This window comes from Anaerolineaceae bacterium oral taxon 439 (genome assembly GCA_001717545.1).
In the GTDB taxonomy this organism is placed as follows: Bacteria; Chloroflexota; Anaerolineae; order Anaerolineales; family Anaerolineaceae; genus Flexilinea.
In genome coordinates, this window is the sequence record CP017039.1 from 2386160 (window position 1) to 2409499 (window position 23340).

Genomic DNA, 23340 nt, shown 5'->3' on the forward strand with positions numbered 1-23340 from the left:
GCCGCGAAATTCATCCTTTTCCAATTTCGCACTGCCTTTAAATCAATTATATAAAACCGAACCAGCGTTGAATGGGACAAAAGCGAGATGAACATGGACAAAAGATAGATCTTCGGTTCCGCGCCGCGGACTTATTCGGTCTTTCCGCGATTACTTCCGATTGCGGCGGTAAGTTTCGGGAGAGACCCCGACGATCTGACGAAAGATCCGGCTGAAATAGCCGCCGTCATAGAATCCGACCTCAAGACCGATATCCAGCACAGTTCGTTCCGTATCCCGAAGAAGGCGCTGCGCTTGATGGACGCGGTAGCGGTGAAGATACTTGATCGGCGTCGTTCCCAATTCCTTTCGAAAGCAGAAAGTCAAATAATCTTCGGATATTGAAACGTAACGCGCGATATCGCGGCGCGTAAGACTCTCCTGATAACGCTCGTGCATGAACGCCATCGCCCGACGCACCATACGTTGAGAATCTTCGCTCAAGCGCGACGTCCGATCCAACGCCGCGCTGATCCGTGCAATCGTTTCGTCGAGGCTGAACAGTCCTTTTTCAAGAATCGTCGAAACGCCATGATTCAATTTCTCCATGTCTTCATGCGTCAAGACCTTTCCGGTCACGACAATAACCGGAATATTGCGCGTCTGCTCCTGCCGCTGCATCCATTGCAGGACCTGGAACCCGTCGAGTTCAGGCATCTGCAAATCCAGTAACAACAAATCGATCTCGGGCTCCGTTTCCAACACGGTCAGCGCATCACGGCCGTTCAAGACGCGCAGAACGCGGTTATTCTTCGACTGTTTCTGAAGAACGCGCGCGTAAAGATCGAGCGTATTCGGATCGTCGTCGGCGATCAGGATCGTCCGCTGTCCCCTTGGTTCGCCGTCAGCCGGAAGCCTTTTTTGGAGCGTATCGGTAAGCCGTTCGATTTCAATCGGTTTAGTCATATAATCAAGTTCAACGAACCTGCCGGCGTCATTCGAATAACGATAGAAAAGAACGGAAGTATTCCGTCCGAGCGGGTTTTCTTTAATCGCTTTTAATACGTCCCAAAAGGATCCCGATTTCGGCTCCGTATCGATGAGAACAACGTCCGGAAAGGGATCCGGGAAGTTCGGGCGATCCGACCCGCCTGAAAAAGGCGGCGAAACCGTAACCCGGTAACCGCGCCTGACGAGCTGATCCACGAGCGGATCGCCGTCGGACGCCCGATCCGTCAACAAGGCGATCGAACGGACCGGATCGGTCAACTCATAAATACGCGTTTCGTCCGCATCCCGATCCGAGATCGTCGGCAGCGTAAAATAGAAGGTCGACCCCATACCCGGAACGCCTTTAGAGCGGACGCCGATCTGACCGCCATGAAGATCGACAAGCCGTTTACAAATCGCCAGCCCCAAACCCAACCCGCCGTAGCCCAACGAAACGCTGCTATCCGAGCGGCGAAATTCTTCAAAAATCACCTGCTGATCCGTAATCGGGATTCCTGATCCTGTATCGCTGACCGAGATCGTTACTTCCGTCCCGCGTTCCTCAACCCGCAGCCGAATCTCCCCGCACTCCGTAAACTTGATCGCGTTATTAATCAGGTTCAGTACGATTTGGCGCAGCCGCATCGGATCCCCCCATACGCGCGGACCCTCGAACGGCAGTTCCGCGCGCCATTTCAACCCCTTGCCCGCGGCTAATTTCGCGCCGCTGTCGGCAATCATTCGCAGCGTCCGCGCCAAATCGACCGAAGTCAAATTCAACCGCAGCTCTCCCGCGTCGCTCGTCGCCAAATCCAGCACATCGCCGATCAACCCGCCCAAATGCTGAGCGTAAGCATGAATCTGTTCAAGGTCCTTCATAACGGGATCAGCGATCGGATCGCGCCGGACTGGATCCGATTTCAGGAGCAATTCGCTCAACCCGGCGATCAAATTCAAAGGCGTCCGCAGTTCGTGTCCGACAAGCGATAAAAAGCGGTTCTTCATTTGGTGCGCTTCTTCCGCCAGTCTCCGCCCATCCGTCGCCTCTTTATACAGACCGGCCATTTTCAACGCTCCGCTGATCTGCTGAACAACGGCACCGTAAAGATCCAGACGCCCGCTGTCAAAAACGACCGCGCCGGATAAACCCGCGTTGCCAGGGAATGGAATAACGACCCATCGAAACGATCGGACGCCAGGAATCAGCCGCGACGGCGGAAAAATACGCGTATCAAAATGAATCGCTTTCCGATCCGGATGAAAAACGTCGATAACGCTGCTTCGGGCAGGCTCGATACCGTCGCCCGCTTCATGACGAACGATCAGTGCATCGGAAATTCCGATCAGCTTGAGATGCGTCGATAAAACGGAATAGATTTGATCCTCCGTCAACGCGGAAAATAAGGCCGCAGAAAGCAAACTGAGGCGGTTCGAATCCGTACGTGCCGCGGAAACGAACCGATAAAACTGACGCCGGGTCATCGCGGCGGTCGTCTCCTGTGGAGAATCCGCCCCATTGTCATGCATGTGGTCCTGTATCGCGCTTCGCGCCTCAGCGAACTCATCACAGCCGCAGGACTCGCGGATAACCAATCGCGTCGGGACGCGGATAATCGGAGATAACGGCTCGCCGGAACCCAGATAACGGATCATTTCTTCAAGCGCACGCCGCCCCATATCAAAAAGCGGAATCTCGACGGTCGTCAGCGGCGGCACGTTTGCCGCCCCTTCCAGTCGATTATCGAAACCGATCACGGCGACGTCACGCGGCGTTTCCCGTCCGGTTTCCTTTAGAGCCTGGATCGCGCCGATCGCCATCTCGTCATTACTTGCAATGACAGCTGTAAATTCGGCTTGACTGGATAAAATACGCTTCATCGCCTTATAACCGCCGCGATAAACGTGCCCGCCGTACGCAACAAGCCGGTCGTCGCTGTTGAAACCATAATTCTGAACCGTCTCCCGATAAGCCGCCAGCCGCTCGCCGGTATCGCCGGCTAAATCATCTTGACTCCCGGCAATAAACGCAATGCGGCGATGACCGTGACGGACAAGATGGTCGAACGCTGATTTAACTCCGCCGACATTGTCAGCCGCAATCGTAGCTCCATCCTCGCCGGAGCCGATAAACAGAACCGGATGACCTTTCTCACGCAGCCGGCGAATATAACCCGAACGGCCGGAGGAATGAAGCGGGGTAAACACGATTAGTCCGTCCGTATTCCGCTCCCCGATCGGAGCAAAATCACAGTCAGGCGCAAACTGCGGCCAGGCAGGATGATTCGGATTTTCCAAGCCGGAATCCGCCCCCATGCCGCAGCCGAAAAGAACGCTGCAATCCAACTCTTCAGCCGCTTGATTGATCCCTTGATAAATCGGAAGCAAATAATTTAAATTCGTTGAAATATTATAAAACTGCCATCCGGCAAGCACGCCAATCACCGGATTACGCTGAAACCGGTCCGACTTTTTCGCAGAATGATAACGACGGGTAGAATTTGCCAACCGCTCCTCCGATCGATTGCGCTATAGTAACTATTATCTCACAGAATATGGCGGTTCTCAGAAGGAACAGGAGGCTGAAACGGACTGCAAGCGAAGAAATATTTTTTACGTCCGCGCCAATTCGCGCCTGAGATAATCAATCCACGTTTTTTCCCTGATTCGACTTTATAATCAAATAAGAAGGGAGAGGCGGAAAATCTCCCTTCTCCAACATGCATCCGTATAAAACCCACGTATTACCGCGCCTTTATTTCCGGAGCGTTGAACGCGGAAACGGCAAATTATTTTCTACATGGATTTTTTATAAAGAAGAAGGAGGGTTCCATCGCCGCTAAGCTTTTACTCATCTCTTTCGACGCGCTTGGTTCCGACGCACTGGACGAAATGATGACACGGCCGGTTTTTCGCCGTTTCGTCGAGAACGGGACGATTTTCCGCGACGTCGTCGGATCGTTCGTCAGCAACACCTACCCGATTCACGCCTCGATCGCGACCGGGAAACCGCCGCGGGACCATGGGATCATTTCCAATACCCGAATCGACCCCGGAAATCCGAAACCGCGCTGGCGTTACGACAGCCGCGAACTCCGTGCCAAAACCATTTGGCAGGCGGCCAAAGAAAAAGGACTGCGGACCGCGGCGGTACTCTGGCCCGTTACCGCGTTTTCGAAGGATATCGCGTATAACGTCCCCGAATCCGCCGCCGGAATGGGCGAGAATCAGGTTCTTTTAAACCTGCGAGCCGGTTCGAAATGGACGCAGCTGAAAGCGCTCCTGCGCCATGGGAAGATCCTCAGCGGCGTCAGGCAGCCGAACCTGGACCGGTTCTCGACTTTAACGATGCTGGATATTATCCGGGAGGACCGTCCGGACCTGATGCTGCTGCACCTGACCGTATATGACAGCGCGTGCCATGCCTGCGGGCTCGGGTCGCCGGAAGCGTCCGCCGCAATGGACGAACTGGACCGGCATCTGGGCATGCTCCTCGACGCGATAACGCCCGATACACGGGTTATCATCTTCTCGGACCATTCGCAGCTGCCGGTCTCGCGATGTTTCGATCCGAATACGATTCTCGCGGAGCTTGGGTTCGCCGACCGGAACGAAGATGGATCGCTTATGAACGCGCGCGCGTTCTTCCTGAACGCCGACGGGAATGCGGTTTTCTTCAACCGATCGCTTTCCGACGATGAGATCGCGGCCGTCGAAAGCCGGCTCCATGACGCCAATGTCGCTAAAAGGAAGCTGACGGAGGCCGAACTCGAAACGGCCGGGTTCACGGCGGAACGATTAGCGACGCTCGCCGAAGCCGAAACCCTCGACGCGTCCGTCGTCTTCGGGCTCGCGGCGAAAGTCGGCGTCTACTTTTCGATCGATAAGACCCATCGCGCAACGCACGGGTATCCGCTCGATTACGAGGCTTACCGCGTTTTTTACGCGATTTCCGAAAAGAATTATCGGTTTGAGCCGAAGAATATCCTGGACGTTACGAAAATCGTTTGTCATGAATCAGGTTTGACGCTGTAACCGCAGCGCGCCGCCGAACTGAAGGAAAGGGATCCAACCGCATGAAACTGACCAAAGAAGAAATCAGCTTTATTCTGTACGATAACGCGAATTCCGTATACGCGACAATCATGAGCGCGGTCATCTTCCCGATTTATTTTTCGAACGCCGCCGAATCGGCCGGAGAATCCGGCGATTTCTGGTGGGGGATCGGAACCGCGACGGCCGCTTTTATTTTGGCGCTGTTCGCGCCGGTAATCGGACGGATCGCCGATTTTAAGGGCTGGAAACGGCGCGTTTTCGGCTTTTTCGTCGCAATGGGACTGCTGGCTACGTTGTACTGCGCGGTGACGAACGATTGGCGCGGAATGCTCGTCGGCTATGTCTTCTCATATATCGGCTTCCTCGGCTCCTGCCTCGTCAACGACAGCTACCTGGTCGAAGTTACGACGCCCGAACGAATGGATCGAATTTCAAGCCTGGCTTATGGGATCGGCTATATCGGCGGATCGACAATCCCGTTCTTAGCCGCGATCGCGCTCGTTCTCTTTGGGGAAAATTTCGGCGTCGACGGAACGATGGCGGTTAAGCTTTCGCTGCTGATCTGTGTTCTGTGGTGGGGGCTGTTCTCGATCCCGATGTTCAGGAACGTCGAGCAGAAGCACGGCTGCGATATCCCGCAAGGAAACCTTGTCAGGAATACGTTTAACGAGCTTTTCACGACCGCGCGGAAAATACTGAAATTCAAGCCGATGCTCTTTTTCATGATCGCGTACTTCCTGTATATCGACGGTGTAAATACGGTAATCAACATGTCGACGAGCTATGGGGCGACGCTTGGGCTGGACAGTACCGGCCTGATCATCGCGCTCCTCGTGACGCAGCTGGTCGCGTTCCCCTGCGCGATTCTTTTCGGCCGGATCAGCGAAAAAATCGGCTCGCTGAAAATGCTCCTGGCCGCGATCTGTATGTATTTATTAATCTGCATCCTCGGTTTTATCATGGGCTTCGGGCTGGAAGAAGCGTTCCTGACGATCCCTCAGGCGACGACGCTGTTCTTCGCTCTGGCGATTCTCGTAGGAACGGTCCAGGGCGGAATTCAGGCGATCTCCCGCTCCTATTTCGGGAAAATGGTCCCCCCTGCGCAGTCCGGAGAGTATTTCGGATTCTTCGATATTTTCGGGAAATTCGCCGCGTTTATGGGCCCGCTCCTGTATTCGGCGACGAAGGCCGTGACCGGACGAAGCTCGTTCTCGATCTTTTCAATCATCCTGCTTTTCGTCGGCGCGCTGATCGTCATGTACGCGGGACGGAGATTCTTGAAGAATGTTCCGGAGAGGATAGAGAATACTTTGTAGTTGTCCGGGGCTGGGAAAAATTCCCAGCCCCGATCTTAAGAACACCCGCTGATTAACTTTGACGATCAAAACGATAGATTGTTTCTAAAACAACCTGAATCTCGTCGTCCCAGCCTTTAATCAGTCCCTCATTCGCCTTCTCGTAAACCACGTCGGCCGTAACCAGATTTCCCGAAATCGCGGCGATCATCGCGCTCCGCTTTTTTCGCCTCGTGCAAACGGTATAAATCGCCGAACTCTCCATCTCAACGTTCAAACATCCAAGAGAGGACAGCTTCTCGATCCACTCGGGCGATTCTCCATAAAATGCATCGTCAGTAGCGTTAATTCCATAATAGCTCTTAAACCCCAGTTGGCCTTCCATCTCCCGCGCCGTATCGATCAGGATACGTGTCAAATCGAAATCTGGGATCGCTGGGAAACAATCCGGAACGTAGAATTTGGACGTTCCCTCGTTTTTCATAGCCCCCGTCGAAATAATCAGATCGCCTATTTTCTGATATGGCTGAAGACCGGCAGTTGACCCAATCCGAATAAAGCACTCCCCACCAACATTAATCAATTCCTCTACCGCTATCGCCGTGGAGGGACATCCCATACCCGTTGAGGTCACCGAAATTTTGATGCCCTTATAAAAACCGGTAAACGTCCGGTGCTCCCTGTTATTCGCGACCAGCTCCGCATCGTCGAGATACGCTGCAACGCGGTCACTTCGAGCCGGATCGCCAGGCAGTAATACATATTTTCCGATTTCGCCGGGAGATACATGAATATGATATTGCTTTTTCCCAAGCGTTTTCTCGTTTTTATCTAAAATTGACATAAAATTATTCCTTTCGCCCTGTGATTATTTTCGAGAATGCTTCAAGCTCAACGAGTACATTCGCTGAATCGAATAAATCGTCAAGCCTAAAATTGTCGCCGCATACGGCATCATCTGCACAAACTCTGCCGGAATTCGCAACACTTGGAGAATATTGGACAGCCCGTCAAAAAACGCAAATACGAGCGCCGACGCAAAGACACCGATCGGATTCGCCCGTCCCATCGCGCAGGCCGCGAGCGAAATAAATCCACGCCCCGCCGTCATATCACGCGCAAAAATCGGCAAATAAGCCATCGATAAATACATCCCGCCTAAGCCGGCGAATACGCCGCATATACAAATTGCGATGAACCGGATCCGGACGACCGGAATCCCGACGCTCGCCGCTGCGCTCGGATTCTCCCCAACAGCACGAATCCGTAGGCCCAATGGAGTTTTGAACAACAGGAACATCACAACAAAAAGCAAGAGAACAGCAAGATAGGTCAACAGATTGTGCCCAGAAAGAATCTGCCCCAGAATCGGAATATCCTTTAAAAATGGAATATGGATTTCCGGATAAGAATAACTCTTGATCGAGGCGCTCGTTCCCTTTTCTCCGGTAATCATCTGCAATACAAAGACGGTTAACCCGGACGCCAGCGTATTGATCGCTGTTCCGCAAAGAACATTATTCGCTTTCAGAACAAGATGAAAAAAAGCGAAAATCATGCTGATCATCAACGCGGAACCCGTCCCGAGGAGGAAGCCAGGCAGCAATCCTTTCCCAAAATGCGAACCCAAAACACCGAATAACGCGGCGATCAGCATCGTCCCTTCCAACCCAAGATTGACAACCCCGGACCGCTCACAGACGACCGCCCCAAGCGCGACCAGAATAATCGGCGTCGCAACCCGGATCCACATAAAAAAGAAGTTGGCGCTGAAAACATAACCGAAAATAGCGGGCATCCTACGCTCCTTTCAGCCCTGCCGAAGCGTTCGGCGTGCTCGTCGAATCTTCAAGTTTAGCGGCAGAAACAATCATTCGTTGCCGTAGTCCGCCCAAAAGTGCTTCAGCAGCGATTAATAACATCATGACGCCCTGAATGATATCGACGACTTCACGGCTGACGTCGCTGCTCCGCGCCATAATATCCGCTCCGACGTTCATGTATCCAATAAACAGCGCCGCAACCGGGACAAGCAACGGATTCTGCTTCGCAAGCAACGCGACCACAATACCAGTCCAGCCGTAACCCGGCGAAGAAGTCCATTTAAATCGCGTGTACATCCCCAACAACTCAGCCGCACCGCCAATCCCCGCGATCAAACCAGCAAGCAGCTGCGCCAACAGCATTGTTTTTGCAGCGTTGATCCCAGAATACTGCGCGAAGATTTCATTATCGCCAACAACGCGGATTGCGTAACCTAACGAAGTTCGGTGCAGAAACAGATAAATAAAGAAACAGGCCACCAAGGCTACCAGAATTCCAACGTGAATTCGCGTTCCGGGAAAAATAACCGGCAATTTCGCGGTCGGCTGGAGCAGGAGGGAAGCCAGACTCGAACTTTCGACTTCTCGAAAATGATAATTCACAAGATAAATCGAGAAAAACTGAACGACATAATTCAGCATAATCGAAGTGACAACTTCGCTTACCGACCACTTCATTCGCAGCAGCGCGGGAATCAGCGCCACAACAGCGCCGCAAATGCCGCCAAACAGAATCGCGCCGACCGAATACAGCGGCGCGGAAAGACGCCATGAAATCGCGGCGATCATGGCGCCGGTAATACCGATGAAGAAAGCGCCTTCTGAAATCATGCTGAATAAACCGGATCGAAAAATCAGGATGACCGCCAGCGCAGTAAACATCAGCGGCGCGCCCGCTTCGATAATATTCCCAATACGCCGCAAAGATGTAAATGGTCCAATAAAGAAGCTTCGGATCGCGGCAAGCGGTTCGCTGCTCGCCAGAAAAACGATCAGGAAAACGAGCGCCAACGTAATACCGATAATCACGCCGACTCGCGCCAAGTCGACCAGGAAGTTTATCCTTTTCTCATTCATGGTTCGCCATCCGAATTTCCATTTCCGACTGTTTTTGCACGCCGAGCATGTACCGGCCCAATTCGTCCTCCGTTACCATCGACGCATCGGGAAAGTAAGCCGTAATCGCGCCCTCGTAAAGAACAATCAGAGAATCCGATAAACCGAGGATTTCCCCCAGATCGGAAGATATCAGGAAAACCGTCTTCCCACAATTCCGCATCTTAATCAACTCCTGACGAATAAACTCCGTCGCGCCAACGTCAACACCGCGGGTCGGCTGATTCGCGATAATTACGTCTGGATCCGATGAAATCTCCCGGGCAAGAACGACTTTCTGGATATTTCCGCCCGAAAGACTGTTAACGTGAACCTGGGCCGACTGGCAAAAAACGCGAAACCGTTTTACCATCTCCAATCCGTAGGCAGAAATCCTTTTCAGGTCCAGGAAGCCGAATCGATTAAATTCTTTTCGGAATATTTTATCCGTAATGACATTGTTTTCGATCGAAAGCCTTGGAGCGATCCCGGTTTTCATCCGATCCTCAGGAATATGCGATAACTTCTGATCCCGAATCTCGCGAACGGTCTTTCCAGAGATATTCAACCCATTAATTTCAATCGTACCCGATTGATAAGCGCCCATTCCAGTCAGCGCATCAGCTAACTGTGCCTGCCCATTGCCTTCGACGCCAGCGACGCCGAAAATCTCCCCGCGCCTTGCCATAAACGAGACGTCCCGTAGTTTTGATTTTCCTGAATCATCGAGGACCGTCAATCCTCGAACCTTAATTGCAGCCGGGCCGGGATGCGCCGGCCCTTTCTCAATCTTTAATTTCACGCTACGTCCGACCATCATGCGGGAAATTTCGTCTTCCGAAACGGAATCGACCTGAAAAACACCAACCGTCTGCCCATGCCGGATAATCGTAATCCGATCGCAGAGCTCCTTAACCTCGTTTAACTTATGCGAAATAAAAATAATCGTGTACCCTGCGGAACGGAGAAGCTTTAATTCATAAAAAAGTTCTTTCGTTTCCTGCGGCGTTAAAACCGCCGTCGGTTCATCTAAAATCAGGATTCGGACACCGCGAAGAAGCGTTTTCAAAATTTCGACTTTTTGTTTTTGTCCTACGGTCAGATCCCGAACCTTCGCGTCGGGATCAACGATAAGATGATACTTCTTCGAAATCTCGCTGACTTGTTCGCGGGCCTTTCGCTCGTCAATCCGAAGCCCTTTTACCGGTTCTATTCCCAAAATTAAATTCTCGGTAACGGTTAAAGACGGAACTAACATAAAATGTTGATGAACGAGCCCGATTCCAAGACGAATCGCGGCGGAAGGATTTTGAATATTAACCTTATCGCCGTCGATAAAAATTTCACCCGCAGTCGGTTTTTCCTCGCCGAATAAAATTTTCATCAGCGTCGTCTTTCCAGCGCCGTTTTCGCCAGATAAAGCATGAATCTCGCCAATGCTCACACTGAAATTAACATCCCGATTAGCAACGACTCCGTTTGGATAAACTTTTGTAATTCCTTTTAACCGTAAAGCTTCGTGTATCTCTGCCATTGTCCCACCTTTCAGCTTCTGAAACGCGTAAACTTATCAGAAAACCGTTTCCATGGGGCGGTCAGATTTTGACCGCCCCATGGAAACGCGGATCAACTCGGCTACGGCTTCATTTCATCGCGGAGCTTCGCGATCGCATCCGTTTCCATCGAGAAAGAAGTTCCAACGACAATCTCCCCGTTCATAACCAATTCAGAAATTTCTCCAAGACGCGCCCGGATTTCCTCGGGAACAACCGTAATGAAATTCTCGTTCTCAGCCAAACCCACAGCGCCGCTTTTCAAACCAAGCGTGTAGTTCTTATCAGTCGTCATCGAGCCATCGAAAAAACCAGAAGCCGCTGTAAACAGCGAATCACCAACCCTTTTCAACGCAGATGAGATGATCACAGACGCCGATTCTGGATCCGATTCGCTGACCTGCGCCCAAATATCTTGATCGCATCCTATTAAATATTTATCGGAATCCGAAGCCGCGGTAACCGCGCCAAGAATACTCTGCGAAGCCGGCGCAAAGACGATCTGCGCGCCTTGGTTGTAAAGCTGTTTCGTCATTTCGAGCGCCTTCGGAACGTCCTCGAACGAGCCGACGTATGAAGTCATCAATTTAATTTCGGGGTCAATATACTTGATTCCTTCAATATAGCCGACAAGAAAATCGTTAATATTCGGCGAGTCCATTGAACCGACAAAACCAAGAATTCTTTTCTCAGGATCAATTTTTTCATCGCCCGAATCGAACATCAACGCTGCTAACGCGCCCGCCATAAACGAGCCTTCGTTTGACAAATAATTGATACCCATCATATTCCCGGTCGTGACGACGTCGTAATCAACTTGCCCGTCGAAAAAGATATAATCTTTGTCCGGGAACTGGACCGCGATTTCCTGCGCAAGTTCTTTGACCGACCAGGTACCAGAGATGATCAAATCCCAATCCTGCTCAGAAACGTCAATAAAGTTTCCTTCATAGCTCGTTTCATCGCGCCCCATCTCGATAATCTTGATCTCCGCGCCAAGCTCGTCGCGCATTCGGTATAGACCGGACGCCGCCGAATCGTAAAAACCTTTATCGCCCAAACTCCCATTGACCAGATAGACGACCCTGAGCGGGGCTGCGCTTTGCGCCCCGACGGCCAATACTGAACCTAACAGCACCCCAAGCGTCAACATCACAACTGCAATAACGACTTCTTTTTTCATCTCAAATTCTCCCTCTATAATATTGAATAATCGGACGGGATTTATCGTCCCGATCATCCCTTGTCCAGATCAACCTTCGCTCTCCGATTTAGCGGAAGCCGATAACAATCGCTTTTCAGATAATAATTACAAAGTGCGATCGGTTTACAATCTGAGTCAAATAAAAATTCCTGTACGTTCAACACAACCTTTTCTTTCAACATCGGAATTCGCTGATCCTCCTTATCGCTGGCGGACAGCGCCTGAATCGAAGTCTCCGTCATGCGAACGGACTCATAAATTCCGCTCAGCAGGAACAGCCGTAAATTTTCCTCGTCACAATCCGCAGGAAGCGCCCGGGCAAGAAAATCATCCGGAATCATCGCCACGCAATTTCCAACGAGTTCCGCCTCGCTGAAAAAAGATAGATAGAAGACTGTGATTTTCGTCCCCATTTTGAGATTCAATCTTGAAGAAAGGAATTCTCCGCTGAATTCAGGCTCATAAGTTAACCGGATCGCTGTAACTTCCCGCGTACAGTTTTCGTAACCAACGTTATGGCACCATTGGATCAGCTTCTGATCAGAGAAGGCGGAATATGAAACGACGGTCCCTTTTCCCTGGCGCTTGACCAAAAACCCATCTTCTTCGAGATGCCGGAATGCACGGCGAATCGTCGCTCGACTGGTATTGAAATACGCAGCGAAAACATTCTCTCCCGGCAATACTTCACCGTCCGTCAGGTTCTTTTCCGAAATCATTTTTGTAAAAAGATCGCAAATACGAACATAATTAGATACATCAGAAACCTGACGCAAATCAAGCTTTGGGAAGCGCCCCACCGCAACGCATTTCCGAGAGCCCCGAGCCTCCGTCATGCCTGTAGATTCCCCGCTTCGCGGTCCCGAAGAATCATCATACGCATCGCTTCAATCCCAGTTTCGATCGCTAAATGTTCAAACCCATACGGATAATCTTTGACATCACCGGAATAACTGGCATCGTTTGTCGCGCTGACAAGAACTGCTCCAGTCCGAATCCCAAGACTCGCGCCAACGAGAAACAGCGGCGCACATTCCATACTGGTTGCGAGCGCGCCTCCAGCCCGATACGCAGCCCATTTCTGAATTAATTCCGGCCCGATAGGCTTTGTCGCCGGGGATGTCTGTGTAAAGAACCCTGCCTTCGTTATCGTAATACCAACCTTATAAACATAGTTCAAGCGGATTGCGGCTTCTTCAAGTATTCGCGTCGTTTCGAAATCCGGAACGGCGGGAAATTCCGTCGGCAGGTAATGACGCCCAACGCCTTCCATCCGAACCGCTCCATTTGGTATAATCAAATCGCCCTTATGAAAATCCTCTGAAACCGAAGCGCAAGTACCAACCCGAATCATCGTATCCGCGCCACATTGATAAAGCTCTTCAACAGCGATTGCGGTCGACGGTCCTCCGATCCCAGTTGACGTAACTGAAACCTGTACCCCTTCCAAAGTACCTGTAAAGGTCAAAAACTCACGGTTATACGCAATTTCTATCGGATTCTCTAAATACTTCGAAATTTTTTCAGAACGTTCCGGGCTGCCCGGAAGGAACACGTATCTGCCAACCTCCCCTTTCCGGATTCCGAGGTGCATCATTTTGATGGATTCCATATTCGTTTCTCCTTCCGTTTATCTGCTGTGCGCGTTAACCCTGTCTTCACGAATAACCGAACGCATCGCCTCGATTCCGGTTTCAATCGCACGTCGCTCCCAGTTCCGCGGATAATCGCTGTCGTCATTGGAATACTGCTGGTAATTCGTTGCGCAAATCAAAACCGCAGCCGTACGAATCCCCAGACTCGCTCCACAGAGGAAAAGCGGAGCGCATTCCATACAGGTGCTGGTCGCGCCGCCTTTCTCATATGCCCCCCACTTATATTTCAACTCAGGATAAACCGGCTTCGTCTCCGGTGAAACTTCCGTATAGAAAGAATCCTTCGTAATCGTAACGCCGACGTTGTAGGAATAACCTAAACGTCCTGCTGCTGCGGCCAACTCTTTAAGCAACTGAAAGTCCGGAACCGCAGGAAATTCAAGCGGAAGATAATGATCACCTGTTCCTTCCATCCGCACTGCGCCATTCGGAATAATCACATCGCCAATCCCAACCTTTGGCGACGTCGACGCGGAAGAGCCAACCCGAATCATCGTATTCACACCACAATCATATAGTTCTTCGACCGCAATTACGGCAGACGGACCGCCAATCCCGGTTGAAGTAACCGTAACTGGAACGCCCTCCAGACTTCCGGTATAGGTTAAAAACTCACGTTGGTGAGCAATTTTCCTGGGATTGTCAAAATACGTCGCGATTAGCTCCGCACGCTCGACGCTGCCTGGAAGAAACGCGTATCGACCGACCTCGCCTCGACTGACCGCAACATGCAGCTTTTTTTGAACTGTCATTCTTCGATTCCTCAATTCGTTTGGCAGATTTTTTTGTACCACCTCAGTATATCACCAATACTAAACTTGGCGGCCAAGTTTAGTATTGGTGACAAAAGGCATATTTTCCGGATGATCTTTCACATGTCCAACCGAAAACTAGAATTGTGTTTTTATAAACTCAATCCGAATGAAAACGCAATAAAATCCGTTATAATATACGTTGTTGACAAGAAAAGAGGCAGGATACACGGATGGAAACAAACGAAAAAAGCGAAAAAATATATGACTCTGCGAAACTGATCAATCCATTCGTGGATGAAATCAATAGCTTATTCGAGAACAGGTTCATCCTGAAAAGAATGATCTACACGAATTTTAAGACACGCTATAAACGATCCTACTTGGGTGTCATTTGGTCTTTATTGAATCCATTGCTGAACATGGTTGTTTTTGTTGTCATATTCAGCAACCTTTTTCGCTTTGACATACCTCATTATCCTTTGTATATTTTTGCTGGAAACATGATTTTTTCATTTTACTCCTCCTCAACTGCTGAAGCAATGATGCAAATTATTGGAAATGGGCCAATGATTCGACGCGTTTATCTTCCGAAAACCGTTTATGTCATCTCGGGTATTGGAATCAATGGGATCAATCTAATCCTCACGGCTATCCCGTTTATCATTATTGCGTTTATCGACAAGGTCGAATATTCCTCAGCTTTATTCCTAATCATCCCTGCTATTTTACTACTAACTTTTTTTGTCGTGGGGATGAGTCTTTTAGTTGCGACCATAACGACATATCTTAATGATTTTTCTCAAATTTGGTCGGTTATTTTAACTCTATGGATGTATCTGACACCGCTTTTCTACCCTGAGACAATTATTCCTGACGAGTTCATTGTTGCATTCAGACTTAATCCAATGTACATTTTCGTGACACTTTTCCGAGACCCTGTGCTTTACCAAAAGATCCCGGATCCGGTATTATGGATCAACGGAAGCCTTTATGGATTCGGCGTACTAATCTTAGGTTGGTGGATATTTACGAAACATTCAAACGACTTCGCTTATAGGGCGTAGATTAGAATGGGATGATGCTGATATGGAAAAAATTGCTGTCAGTGCACAAGATCTCGGAATCAGTTTCCGATTGCCGTCAGAACCCGTCTCTGGGACAAAAGACTTTTTTATCAAGTCCGTTCGACGAAAAATCAAAATCAATACTTTCTGGGCCTTGAGACATATATCTTTCGAACTTGAAAGGGGAAGCTCGCTTGGAATCATGGGCCGCAATGGAGCGGGAAAAAGCACGCTTCTAAAAGCAGTCGCACGTGTCCTAATACCAAAAGAAGGTCGCGTTATTACTCATGGCCGCGTGTTTCCGATGCTGGAGCTAGGTGCAGGATTTAATCCCGACTTGACTGGGCACGAAAATATTTATCTATATGGAAATATCCTGGGCTTCAAGAATGGTGATATTACACGAATGCACGATGAGATCGTAGATTTCTCCGAACTCAAAGATTTTATCCATGTTCCAGTCCGATCCTACTCCTCTGGTATGGTCGCTCGGTTAGCTTTCGCCATTGCAACCGCGGTACAACCGGATATTCTGCTTGCGGATGAGATTTTATCGGTTGGAGATATCGCGTTTCAGGAAAAATGTGCAAAGCGAATGAATTGTTATCTTGAGCATGGGACAACCATCATGTTCGTATCACATAGCGCCGATACAGTTGTGGATATCTGCCAACAGGGTTTATGGCTTGAACGCGGCGAGGTAAAAATGATGGGAACCGCAAAAGAGGTAGCTAAAGGCTATACTGAAAGCCGATGAATTTAATTAAGAGTGTTCACACTATCGCAGGCATTGTATATTGTTCATCATACCCACATGGCAGAATAATCAAAGAGATAGACAATCGTTTAGCCAGAGGAGCAGATGCACTAATTCTGGGAACTTTTCCTTCATTATCGTTAGGTTTTATCGACCCACGCGACTTTACGTGCGACTGCCCCTTATCAGTTGCTTTTGCTATTTCCAATAAAATGCTTAATAAAGTTGGAAAAATAGATCCCATTCTTAGAAACGTCACTGCAGTGGATCTGATGCAAAGAGTGGAAGCAGCCGGAGGAAAGGTCGTTTTTGCCGGAGATATTCTCTTGCCTCTTGACGAAGAGAATATACCTGATATTCATGATCAATTTTTTGACTGCATATTATTGGACGCAAAATATGCTGAGCAAAATTTTTGGAAAAGCGCACTTCAGCAGATACATCTCGCGTTTACAGGAAACTCTGAATTTAGGATGCTTTCAAGACGCAAATTACTATATAAGATGTTGCCATTTCTATCTAGAGCTCTGTTTCTACGTTTTTTCGGTCAAGACCATGGAAAGTATTACAAACCGGCAAGTTTTAGATTAATGCAGCTCCGGGGGAATGTTACCTTACCGAACACAACAATAGAACACCCACTAGTTTCAATAATAGTACGAACTTGTCAACGTCCAGAAATATTGCAAGGAGCTCTTTCGAGTTTAAGAATGCAGGCATACAAAAATTTTGAGTGCATTGTAGTTGAAGATGGTGAACCCTGTTCTAAAGATATGGTCGAGAGTGAATTCGCTGATTTAAATATCTGTTACTATGCGACTGGGATCAGACAAGGTCGCGCAGCAGCAGCAAATATTGGCTTTCGCCTTTCAAAAGGTGAATATATCAATATGCTCGACGATGATGATTACCTTTATCCTGAGCATATCCTAGCAGGAATTACAGAGGCGACATCAAACAATCTTGACATAGTTTTTTTTCGATCAGTTGCATTGAAAATCAGAAGGTTCCCGAATATTCCCAACAAATTTCATCTCGCAGAGACACAATGTACATCTTTTACAAAAATCGACCCATTTAAAATGACAGAGCGTTGTATAGTTGCTAATAACGCGGTCCTTTTCAATCGCAGATTATACAAACAACTAGGCGGTATGAGAGAAGAGCTACAAGCTCACGAAGATTGGTCTCTATGGTTACGCTATATGACAATCGCCCGCTGGGCGGTTATTCCATTTGCTACAAGCTGTTTTACGACACCCAGCGACATACGCGAGCGGAATCAACGATTAGCAAAATATGCTCTATCCGACGGACTTCAATTTCAAGATCAAACATTAGTTTATCCAACAACTGCGGAACAGCTTAGCACATATCGTAGAGACTTTATCCTAAACCATTTTTATAAACTCGAACAAAATCGCTTAGAAAAAAAACTCATACTTGCTGCTATTCATTACAAGACAGAGGAAAACGACTATACTTTTGCTGAAAAGATGGAAGAAGATATAAAAAGAGGGAATATCATGAATTATTCAGCTAATGACTTAATTGCCTTCCAGCGCGGACTTATTGTGTGGTTAAAAAAAATGTCCCCCGAAGAACAAAAAAAACAAATAAATCTGATCGTAAATAGAGTCCTAGCCTAGGAAATAAAAAATGAATAGCGCACTAGTTAGTGTTATTACACCTATCTTTAATTCAAGAAAGTTCCTCAAAGAAACTTTTAGGTCTTTAAAAGAACAAACGATTGGATTTGCCAATATCGAATGGATCGCAGCAGATGATTATTCGAATGATGGAAGCTATGAATACCTTATTCAGATCTCGAAAAGGCACAAAAATATAAAAGTTTTGCGAACTCAACAAAATTCTGGCGGCGCCAGCACACCTCGAAACTTGGCGCTGAATCAAGTAACGGCACCTTTTGTAATGTTTCTTGATTCAGATGATACTTTTGAGCCTGATGCGATTAGACTTCTTTTAGATATCATGACACAAACAAACGTTGGGCTTGCTAATGGAGCTTTTTGCTATTCAAATCGTCAAAAGAAAGTCGCTGAACAACGATATACAGGACGGAAGGAAGGATATTACCAAATTTTCGATGATATTGATAGTTGGTTCCCTATCTCTCATCCGATTTTTACGAAGATGTTTCGTACCAAAGTTATAAAAAAAAAGAGCCTCTCCTTTAATCCATCCCTTCGAATAGGTGAAGATAGCTTATTTCTCTTTCAATACATGCAATATATCGAAAGAGCCTATCATATAAATAAAATTATATGCAGTTATCGGTATCGTTCAAATTCAACGTCTCATTCAATCAACAGAGAATATTTCAACGATTTATTTTATGCTATTTCAGAAATTAATAATAGCCTGCATGATTCTCATGCATACGTTTTTTATGACAAATTCGTTGAAGTAACGGCTTACTCGAACATGGTACTTTTATGCAATACCCCGGATATCACGATTGACGAAGGCAATGAAATTATCGAACAGTGGTTTCCTATACTACGGTATACTTATAAACATGGATACCAAGCCAAAGATCCCATCAGTGCAATTTTGTTAGAAGCTGTGAAAAAAAATAACCTTGCCTCTACTAAATTTTACTTTCGCGAAATCAAGAAGCTAGTGAATCAAAATAATGACAAGCTCAACGAAATATATTCTAGTAGGACATGGAAGTTATTAGCAACTATCAGACGCTTGTTATCATTATAAAATCCAAGCAAAGATCGAAAGAGATGTTTTTATATATGCAAAGTATCAAGAAGTATTCCCAGCGTAAAAAGCTAACATCAAAATTATAGAGATAAGTAGAAACCAATCTCTATAATTTTGCAAAATTATATATTATACAACCAAAAACAAAGGAGCATTATCAAATATGAAAGTTGTTATTCTAGCAGGGGGATTTGGAACACGTATTTCTGAAGAATCACAGTTTAAACCAAAGCCAATGATTAATCTTGGCGAAATGCCGCTGATACTACATATTATGAAGTTATACTCCGCACATGGATTTAACGATTTTATTATTTGCGCTGGGTATAAGCAATACGTTATCAAAGAATACTTCGCGGATTATTTCTTACATACATCAGACATCACATACGACTTTACCAATGGCAGAAATGAAATGGTTGTTCATCGCAATACTTCTGAACCATGGAAAGTAACAGTCGTGGACACAGGTCTTAACACAATGACCGGCGGACGTGTTCGCCGCATTTCACCTTTCCTCGAAAACGAACCATTTATGTTGACATACGGTGATGGGCTTTCAAACGTTAATATTACCGATCTTGTACAATTCCATCGGTCGCACAAAAAAATGGTAACGATGTGTGCATACAACGCTGGGCAAAGATTTGGAATATTGGATATCAATGAAGACGGTCAAATTGTTGATTTCCGCGAGAAAGCAAAAGGCGATGGAAATTTAATCAACATTGGATATATGGTTTGCCAGTATGAATTTATCAATTATATCCAAGGTGATAGTACTATTCTCGAAAAAACGCCACTCGAGACAGTTGCAAAATTAGGTCAGCTAATGGCATATAAGCACGAAGGATTTTGGCAATGTGTCGATACGCTAAGAGAAAAAGAACAATTAGAAAAAATGTGGAAAGATGGAAATGCACCTTGGAAGGTTTGGAGCGAAAATTAGGGGCACTCTTTATTTCCTATAATTTTTACACATGTTCTACCCCCCCCAAAAAAAAAGAGAGAGGATTTAAGGAGGAGAAAGATGCTTCATAATCATATAAAAATCTTTACAGAAGTCGTCAATTTAGATGTCAGCGATATCAATTTTATCGAATTTCTCCCTATCAATGAGAATTCTTCTCAGGTAGATAGACTGAATCATCTATTGAATCATGGCAATCATCAATACCTGGGATTTATGGAAAACAAATCGCTATTAGAGATAGAAAGCAAAAATAAGCACATAGAATCGGCAAATTGGGAAAATATAAATATTAATATTATAGATGAAGATTTTCTAAAAAACAAATTAAACAATCTAAACGATTCGGCAAGTCTTTTTAGCACGTATGACGTTATCACAAACTATATATATGATTTCAAAAAAGAGAATGCGGTTCTTGATTATTATAAGTTTTATGTTAAATGCGACGATCTAACCAATATTAATGCTTTGATTAGTTGCCTAAAATTTTCACACACAGAATTCTACGAATTGGCAGAAGAAATTCTGAACGGTAGCAGAATATGCATGTATTCTGATTACATCATGAAAAAGGAAATCTTCGAAGATTTCACGGCATGGAAAATAAATATATACGATACATATAATAATTTATGCAATAGTACCAAGAAAACATACTCAAATTATAAACGAAACGAAATTGCTTTTTTTGAAAAATTTTTATTGACTGTATATATTGAGCATTTATTATCGCACGACAAAACAATAGCCATATTGCAACTGCCCAGCATCGCATATGAGGACATACATACCGAAGCAGAATTACTACCTGCATATTCTGACAATAATATACCGATAGTTGTAGTTTGCAGCAATTATTATGCACCATATCTAGGTGTTTTCTTGCAATCCCTATTTAATACATGTAATTCATGCAATAATTACGATATAATAGTTTTGCAGAAAGAATTATCTACGCAAAACAAGAATACATTATCCAAAATGTGTTCCAGATACGAGAATATTTCATTAAGGTTCTTTAATCCTACACACAGATTGAATAACTCGGTTTTTCATATCGCACAAACTGGATATTGTGAAGAAGCTTATTATAGAATATTCAGCCCATGGTACTTACAAAACTATGATAAGGCTATCGTAATGGACATTGATATTTTGATCAGAAAAGACTTAGCAGAGTTATTTCATAAAAATATCGAAGGGAAATTAGCGGCAGGAGTAAAGGATATAGTTTTTCTAGGCATGCTAAATGGATGGGCAGTCCCCGACACGAAAACTTATGCATCCAAAGAAATGAAATTGAAAAATCCATGGAATTACTTAAATACAGGCGTATTATTAATGAATTTAAAATTAATTCGAGAAACTTATTCTGAAGATGATTTATTGGAGATGGCAGTAAATAGCAAATTCAGATGCCAAGAACAGGATATTTTAAATATTATACTTGAAGATAAAGTTCTTTTCCTCGGGTATGAATGGAACTGTTATGTTCGCACAGGGGATTTCGTCATCGAAGGAATTAGGTGGGCACCAAAATCAGATTTCGAGCAATACAACGGTATAGCAGATAACCCATATATATCCCATTATGTTGCACAACCTAAACCATGGTTGGATCCTTCTATTTCTATGGGTATAGATTTTTGGCTCAATGCAAGAGAAACACCTTTCTATGAGATTATTTTAAGCAACCTATTAGGAACGCTATATGGAAGCCCGATTTACGATTTGAGACAAAGAACTGAAAAATTGGAATTTGAGAAAAAAAGAGAAGGTATTACAATACCATTCCCAATTGGATCAAAAAGGCGTAAAATCGCAAAGAAGATATACGAGTACCTTATAGCGAAGAAAACACTTACAACTTTTTGTTTTCCAAAAAAATCAAAAAGGAGAGAACTCGGATTAAAAATTTTTTACTTTTTGGGAAGGGCATAGATAAATCAATTACAATAAAAGAATGGAAGCGGCAATTTTATTCTTTTTCCAAAAACGCCAATAATTTATTGTGGAATTAATAGATTATGAAAAATATAAACAGTTTGCTGAGTAAAGTTCTACCTATATCTCTTGCAGAGCAGAAAGAATTATTGGAAATAACGAAGAATGATATTCTCAAAGAAATCGGTAAAGTGCTGGAGTTTGATCAAGTTGTCACAGACGAGCTTAAACATATATTTATTTCAGAATTATTAAATATATCTACTGCGCTGCAAGACATAATTCAAGAAATAACTCATAATAATCTAGCATGGAAAAGCGACACAGAGAAGCTACACCTTTTGTTGGAGAAAAGCCTACAAGAGTTAAAGGATACCAATAATCACATTCAAATATTTCATCAAAGAGAAAAGGACATACACGACAAGATCTGTAATCTTGAGTGCAATCTTGCAAATAATCATGCCCAATTATTTGGGATACTGAATCACATAAGAGAATTGGAAGAATACAGAGGGGCTCTTTATTACATAAAAGAGGAGTATGGCTATTACAAGGATGAATTACATAACGGATTTATAGCGATACCAAACTTTAAAGACAGGTATAAATCATTAACAAAAGGTCTACCACCAACAAGCATAGAAACTATTTCACTTATTATTAACAGATTAAAGACCCGTTATGAGATGGATTATCCAGTCTTAAATATATTTAGTTTTGAAGAGCAACAACAAATTCGAACACTTAGAGATCATTTCTATTCAAATATCATCTGTTTAGATGACGATGTTTTTTGCTACAAAAATTTCTTGTTACCTATTATGCATTTTGAGCCTTGTGTTTTTTATTATCAACACTCAATTAATAAAATCAAAAATATTAAATCCATAGAAAGCAAAGATATAATTGATGCTGGTGGATTTATTGGCGACTCAGCTTTAATTTTTGCACCATTAACAACACGTAGTGTAATTTCATTTGAGCCAGATCCAAATAATTTCGCAAATCTTTTAGAGACGATAAGGCTTAATCAATTGAAAAATGTAGTTGCTGAGAATCTGGCTCTTAGTGATAAAAACGAACGAATAAAATTTAGTCTCAATGGAACAAGTAGTTCAATTCATCCGAACAACTCTTTTGAATACACAGATGAAATTGAAGTAGACGCCATATCGTTAGACGATTACGTTGAGAAGAACAATCTGGTCGTAGGCCTAATTAAAACAGATCTTGAGGGCGCGGAACAGGAATTTCTCCGAGGAGCTATCAATACGATAAAAAAATATAAACCGATTTTACTTATCAGTATTTACCACAGCATCGACGATTTCCTAGATATTAAGCCCATGATCGAAAGCTGGGATTTAGGGTATCATTTTGAAATTGTAAAACCGGTTGATGGAAGTATCATGTTCGAAACAATGCTGATCGCGGAAGTTTATGAATAGATTTAGGAGATCT

At 45.5% G+C, this 23340-nt stretch carries 18 protein-coding genes; 9 read left to right on the forward strand and 9 right to left on the reverse strand.

Annotated elements, in window-relative coordinates; all coding sequences use genetic code 11:
• Positions 1–150: 150 nt before the first annotated feature.
• Positions 151–3474, reverse strand: coding sequence for a hypothetical protein (locus tag BEQ56_10650; protein ID AOH43892.1), 3324 nt, complete (start codon positions 3472–3474; stop codon positions 151–153).
• A 261-nt stretch (positions 3475–3735) separates the two neighbouring features.
• On the opposite strand from BEQ56_10650, the gene BEQ56_10655 reads away from it, so the two are divergent.
• The gene (locus BEQ56_10655) at positions 3736–5001 is read left to right on the forward strand and encodes a hypothetical protein (protein AOH43893.1); all 1266 of its coding nucleotides are present in this window, start codon (positions 3736–3738) and stop codon (positions 4999–5001) included.
• 41 nt (positions 5002–5042) lie between these two features.
• Positions 5043–6338 carry a hypothetical protein gene (locus tag BEQ56_10660; GenBank protein AOH43894.1) on the forward strand — a complete coding sequence of 432 codons (1296 nt, stop codon included), beginning with the start codon at positions 5043–5045 and terminating at the stop codon, positions 6336–6338.
• A 52-nt stretch (positions 6339–6390) separates the two neighbouring features.
• Here the strand turns inward: BEQ56_10660 and BEQ56_10665 are convergent, their stop codons facing one another.
• From BEQ56_10665 to BEQ56_10700, 8 genes are all read right to left on the reverse strand, one after another.
• Positions 6391–7161 carry a phosphorylase gene (locus BEQ56_10665; GenBank protein ID AOH43895.1) on the reverse strand — a complete coding sequence of 257 codons (771 nt, stop codon included), beginning with the start codon at positions 7159–7161 and terminating at the stop codon, positions 6391–6393.
• Positions 7162–7185: 24 nt separating this feature from the next.
• Positions 7186–8115: an ABC transporter permease gene (locus tag BEQ56_10670; GenBank protein ID AOH43896.1), complete on the reverse strand. Its 930-nt coding sequence runs from the start codon at positions 8113–8115 to the stop codon at positions 7186–7188.
• Between the two features lies 1 nt (position 8116).
• The gene (locus BEQ56_10675; GenBank protein AOH43897.1) at positions 8117–9217 is read right to left on the reverse strand and encodes an ABC transporter permease; all 1101 of its coding nucleotides are present in this window, start codon (positions 9215–9217) and stop codon (positions 8117–8119) included.
• The gene (locus BEQ56_10680) at positions 9210–10769 is read right to left on the reverse strand and encodes an ABC transporter ATP-binding protein (GenBank protein ID AOH43898.1); all 1560 of its coding nucleotides are present in this window, start codon (positions 10767–10769) and stop codon (positions 9210–9212) included. Before BEQ56_10680 ends, BEQ56_10675 begins: the two co-directional genes overlap by 8 nt.
• A 101-nt stretch (positions 10770–10870) precedes the next feature.
• On the reverse strand, positions 10871–11971 hold the full coding sequence (locus BEQ56_10685) for a BMP family ABC transporter substrate-binding protein (GenBank protein ID AOH44512.1): 1101 nt from the start codon (positions 11969–11971) through the stop codon (positions 10871–10873).
• 53 nt (positions 11972–12024) lie between these two features.
• On the reverse strand, positions 12025–12828 hold the full coding sequence (locus tag BEQ56_10690) for a hypothetical protein (protein ID AOH43899.1): 804 nt from the start codon (positions 12826–12828) through the stop codon (positions 12025–12027).
• Positions 12825–13604, reverse strand: coding sequence for a uridine phosphorylase (locus BEQ56_10695; GenBank protein AOH43900.1), 780 nt, complete (start codon positions 13602–13604; stop codon positions 12825–12827). Before BEQ56_10695 ends, BEQ56_10690 begins: the two co-directional genes overlap by 4 nt.
• Positions 13605–13622: 18 nt before the next feature.
• Positions 13623–14399, reverse strand: a complete 777-nt coding sequence (locus tag BEQ56_10700; protein AOH43901.1) for a uridine phosphorylase — start codon at positions 14397–14399, stop codon at positions 13623–13625.
• Positions 14400–14677: 278 nt separating this feature from the next.
• Between BEQ56_10700 and BEQ56_10705 the strand changes: the two genes are divergently transcribed.
• The 7 genes from BEQ56_10705 to BEQ56_10735 all read left to right on the forward strand — a co-directional run bounded on the left by BEQ56_10705 (position 14678) and on the right by BEQ56_10735 (position 23327).
• Positions 14678–15466: a hypothetical protein gene (locus BEQ56_10705; GenBank protein ID AOH44513.1), complete on the forward strand. Its 789-nt coding sequence runs from the start codon at positions 14678–14680 to the stop codon at positions 15464–15466.
• Between the two features lie 22 nt (positions 15467–15488).
• Positions 15489–16223, forward strand: coding sequence for a teichoic acid ABC transporter ATP-binding protein (locus BEQ56_10710; protein ID AOH43902.1), 735 nt, complete (start codon positions 15489–15491; stop codon positions 16221–16223).
• A complete protein-coding gene (locus BEQ56_10715) occupies positions 16220–17872 on the forward strand; it encodes a hypothetical protein (protein AOH43903.1) in 1653 nt (550 codons plus the stop codon). The genes BEQ56_10710 and BEQ56_10715 overlap by 4 nt, the downstream gene beginning before the upstream one ends.
• Before the next feature lie 10 nt (positions 17873–17882).
• Complete coding sequence (locus BEQ56_10720) at positions 17883–18956, forward strand: hypothetical protein (protein AOH43904.1); 1074 nt, start codon at positions 17883–17885, stop codon at positions 18954–18956.
• Between the two features lie 166 nt (positions 18957–19122).
• Positions 19123–19908, forward strand: a complete 786-nt coding sequence (locus BEQ56_10725; GenBank protein ID AOH43905.1) for a glucose-1-phosphate cytidylyltransferase — start codon at positions 19123–19125, stop codon at positions 19906–19908.
• 81 nt (positions 19909–19989) lie between these two features.
• Positions 19990–21873 (forward strand): hypothetical protein, encoded by a 1884-nt coding sequence (locus BEQ56_10730; protein ID AOH43906.1) that lies wholly within the window; start codon positions 19990–19992, stop codon positions 21871–21873.
• An 86-nt stretch (positions 21874–21959) separates the two neighbouring features.
• Positions 21960–23327, forward strand: coding sequence for a hypothetical protein (locus tag BEQ56_10735; GenBank protein AOH43907.1), 1368 nt, complete (start codon positions 21960–21962; stop codon positions 23325–23327).
• Positions 23328–23340 lie beyond the last annotated feature (13 nt).

Coding starts and splice junctions, on each gene's coding strand:
- BEQ56_10660 (AOH43894.1), top strand. CDS start 5,043: ATGAAACTGACCAAAGAAGAAATCAGCTTTATTCTGTACGATAACGCG.
- BEQ56_10700 (AOH43901.1), bottom strand. CDS start 14,399: ATGACAGTTCAAAAAAAGCTGCATGTTGCGGTCAGTCGAGGCGAGGTC.
- BEQ56_10730 (AOH43906.1), top strand. CDS start 19,990: ATGCTTCATAATCATATAAAAATCTTTACAGAAGTCGTCAATTTAGAT.
- BEQ56_10670 (AOH43896.1), bottom strand. CDS start 8,115: ATGCCCGCTATTTTCGGTTATGTTTTCAGCGCCAACTTCTTTTTTATG.
- BEQ56_10685 (AOH44512.1), bottom strand. CDS start 11,971: ATGAAAAAAGAAGTCGTTATTGCAGTTGTGATGTTGACGCTTGGGGTG.
- BEQ56_10665 (AOH43895.1), bottom strand. CDS start 7,161: ATGTCAATTTTAGATAAAAACGAGAAAACGCTTGGGAAAAAGCAATAT.
- BEQ56_10720 (AOH43904.1), top strand. CDS start 17,883: ATGAATAGCGCACTAGTTAGTGTTATTACACCTATCTTTAATTCAAGA.
- BEQ56_10715 (AOH43903.1), top strand. CDS start 16,220: ATGAATTTAATTAAGAGTGTTCACACTATCGCAGGCATTGTATATTGT.
- BEQ56_10680 (AOH43898.1), bottom strand. CDS start 10,769: ATGGCAGAGATACACGAAGCTTTACGGTTAAAAGGAATTACAAAAGTT.
- BEQ56_10725 (AOH43905.1), top strand. CDS start 19,123: ATGAAAGTTGTTATTCTAGCAGGGGGATTTGGAACACGTATTTCTGAA.
- BEQ56_10675 (AOH43897.1), bottom strand. CDS start 9,217: ATGAATGAGAAAAGGATAAACTTCCTGGTCGACTTGGCGCGAGTCGGC.
- BEQ56_10710 (AOH43902.1), top strand. CDS start 15,489: ATGGAAAAAATTGCTGTCAGTGCACAAGATCTCGGAATCAGTTTCCGA.
- BEQ56_10690 (AOH43899.1), bottom strand. CDS start 12,828: ATGACGGAGGCTCGGGGCTCTCGGAAATGCGTTGCGGTGGGGCGCTTC.
- BEQ56_10695 (AOH43900.1), bottom strand. CDS start 13,604: ATGGAATCCATCAAAATGATGCACCTCGGAATCCGGAAAGGGGAGGTT.
- BEQ56_10735 (AOH43907.1), top strand. CDS start 21,960: ATGAAAAATATAAACAGTTTGCTGAGTAAAGTTCTACCTATATCTCTT.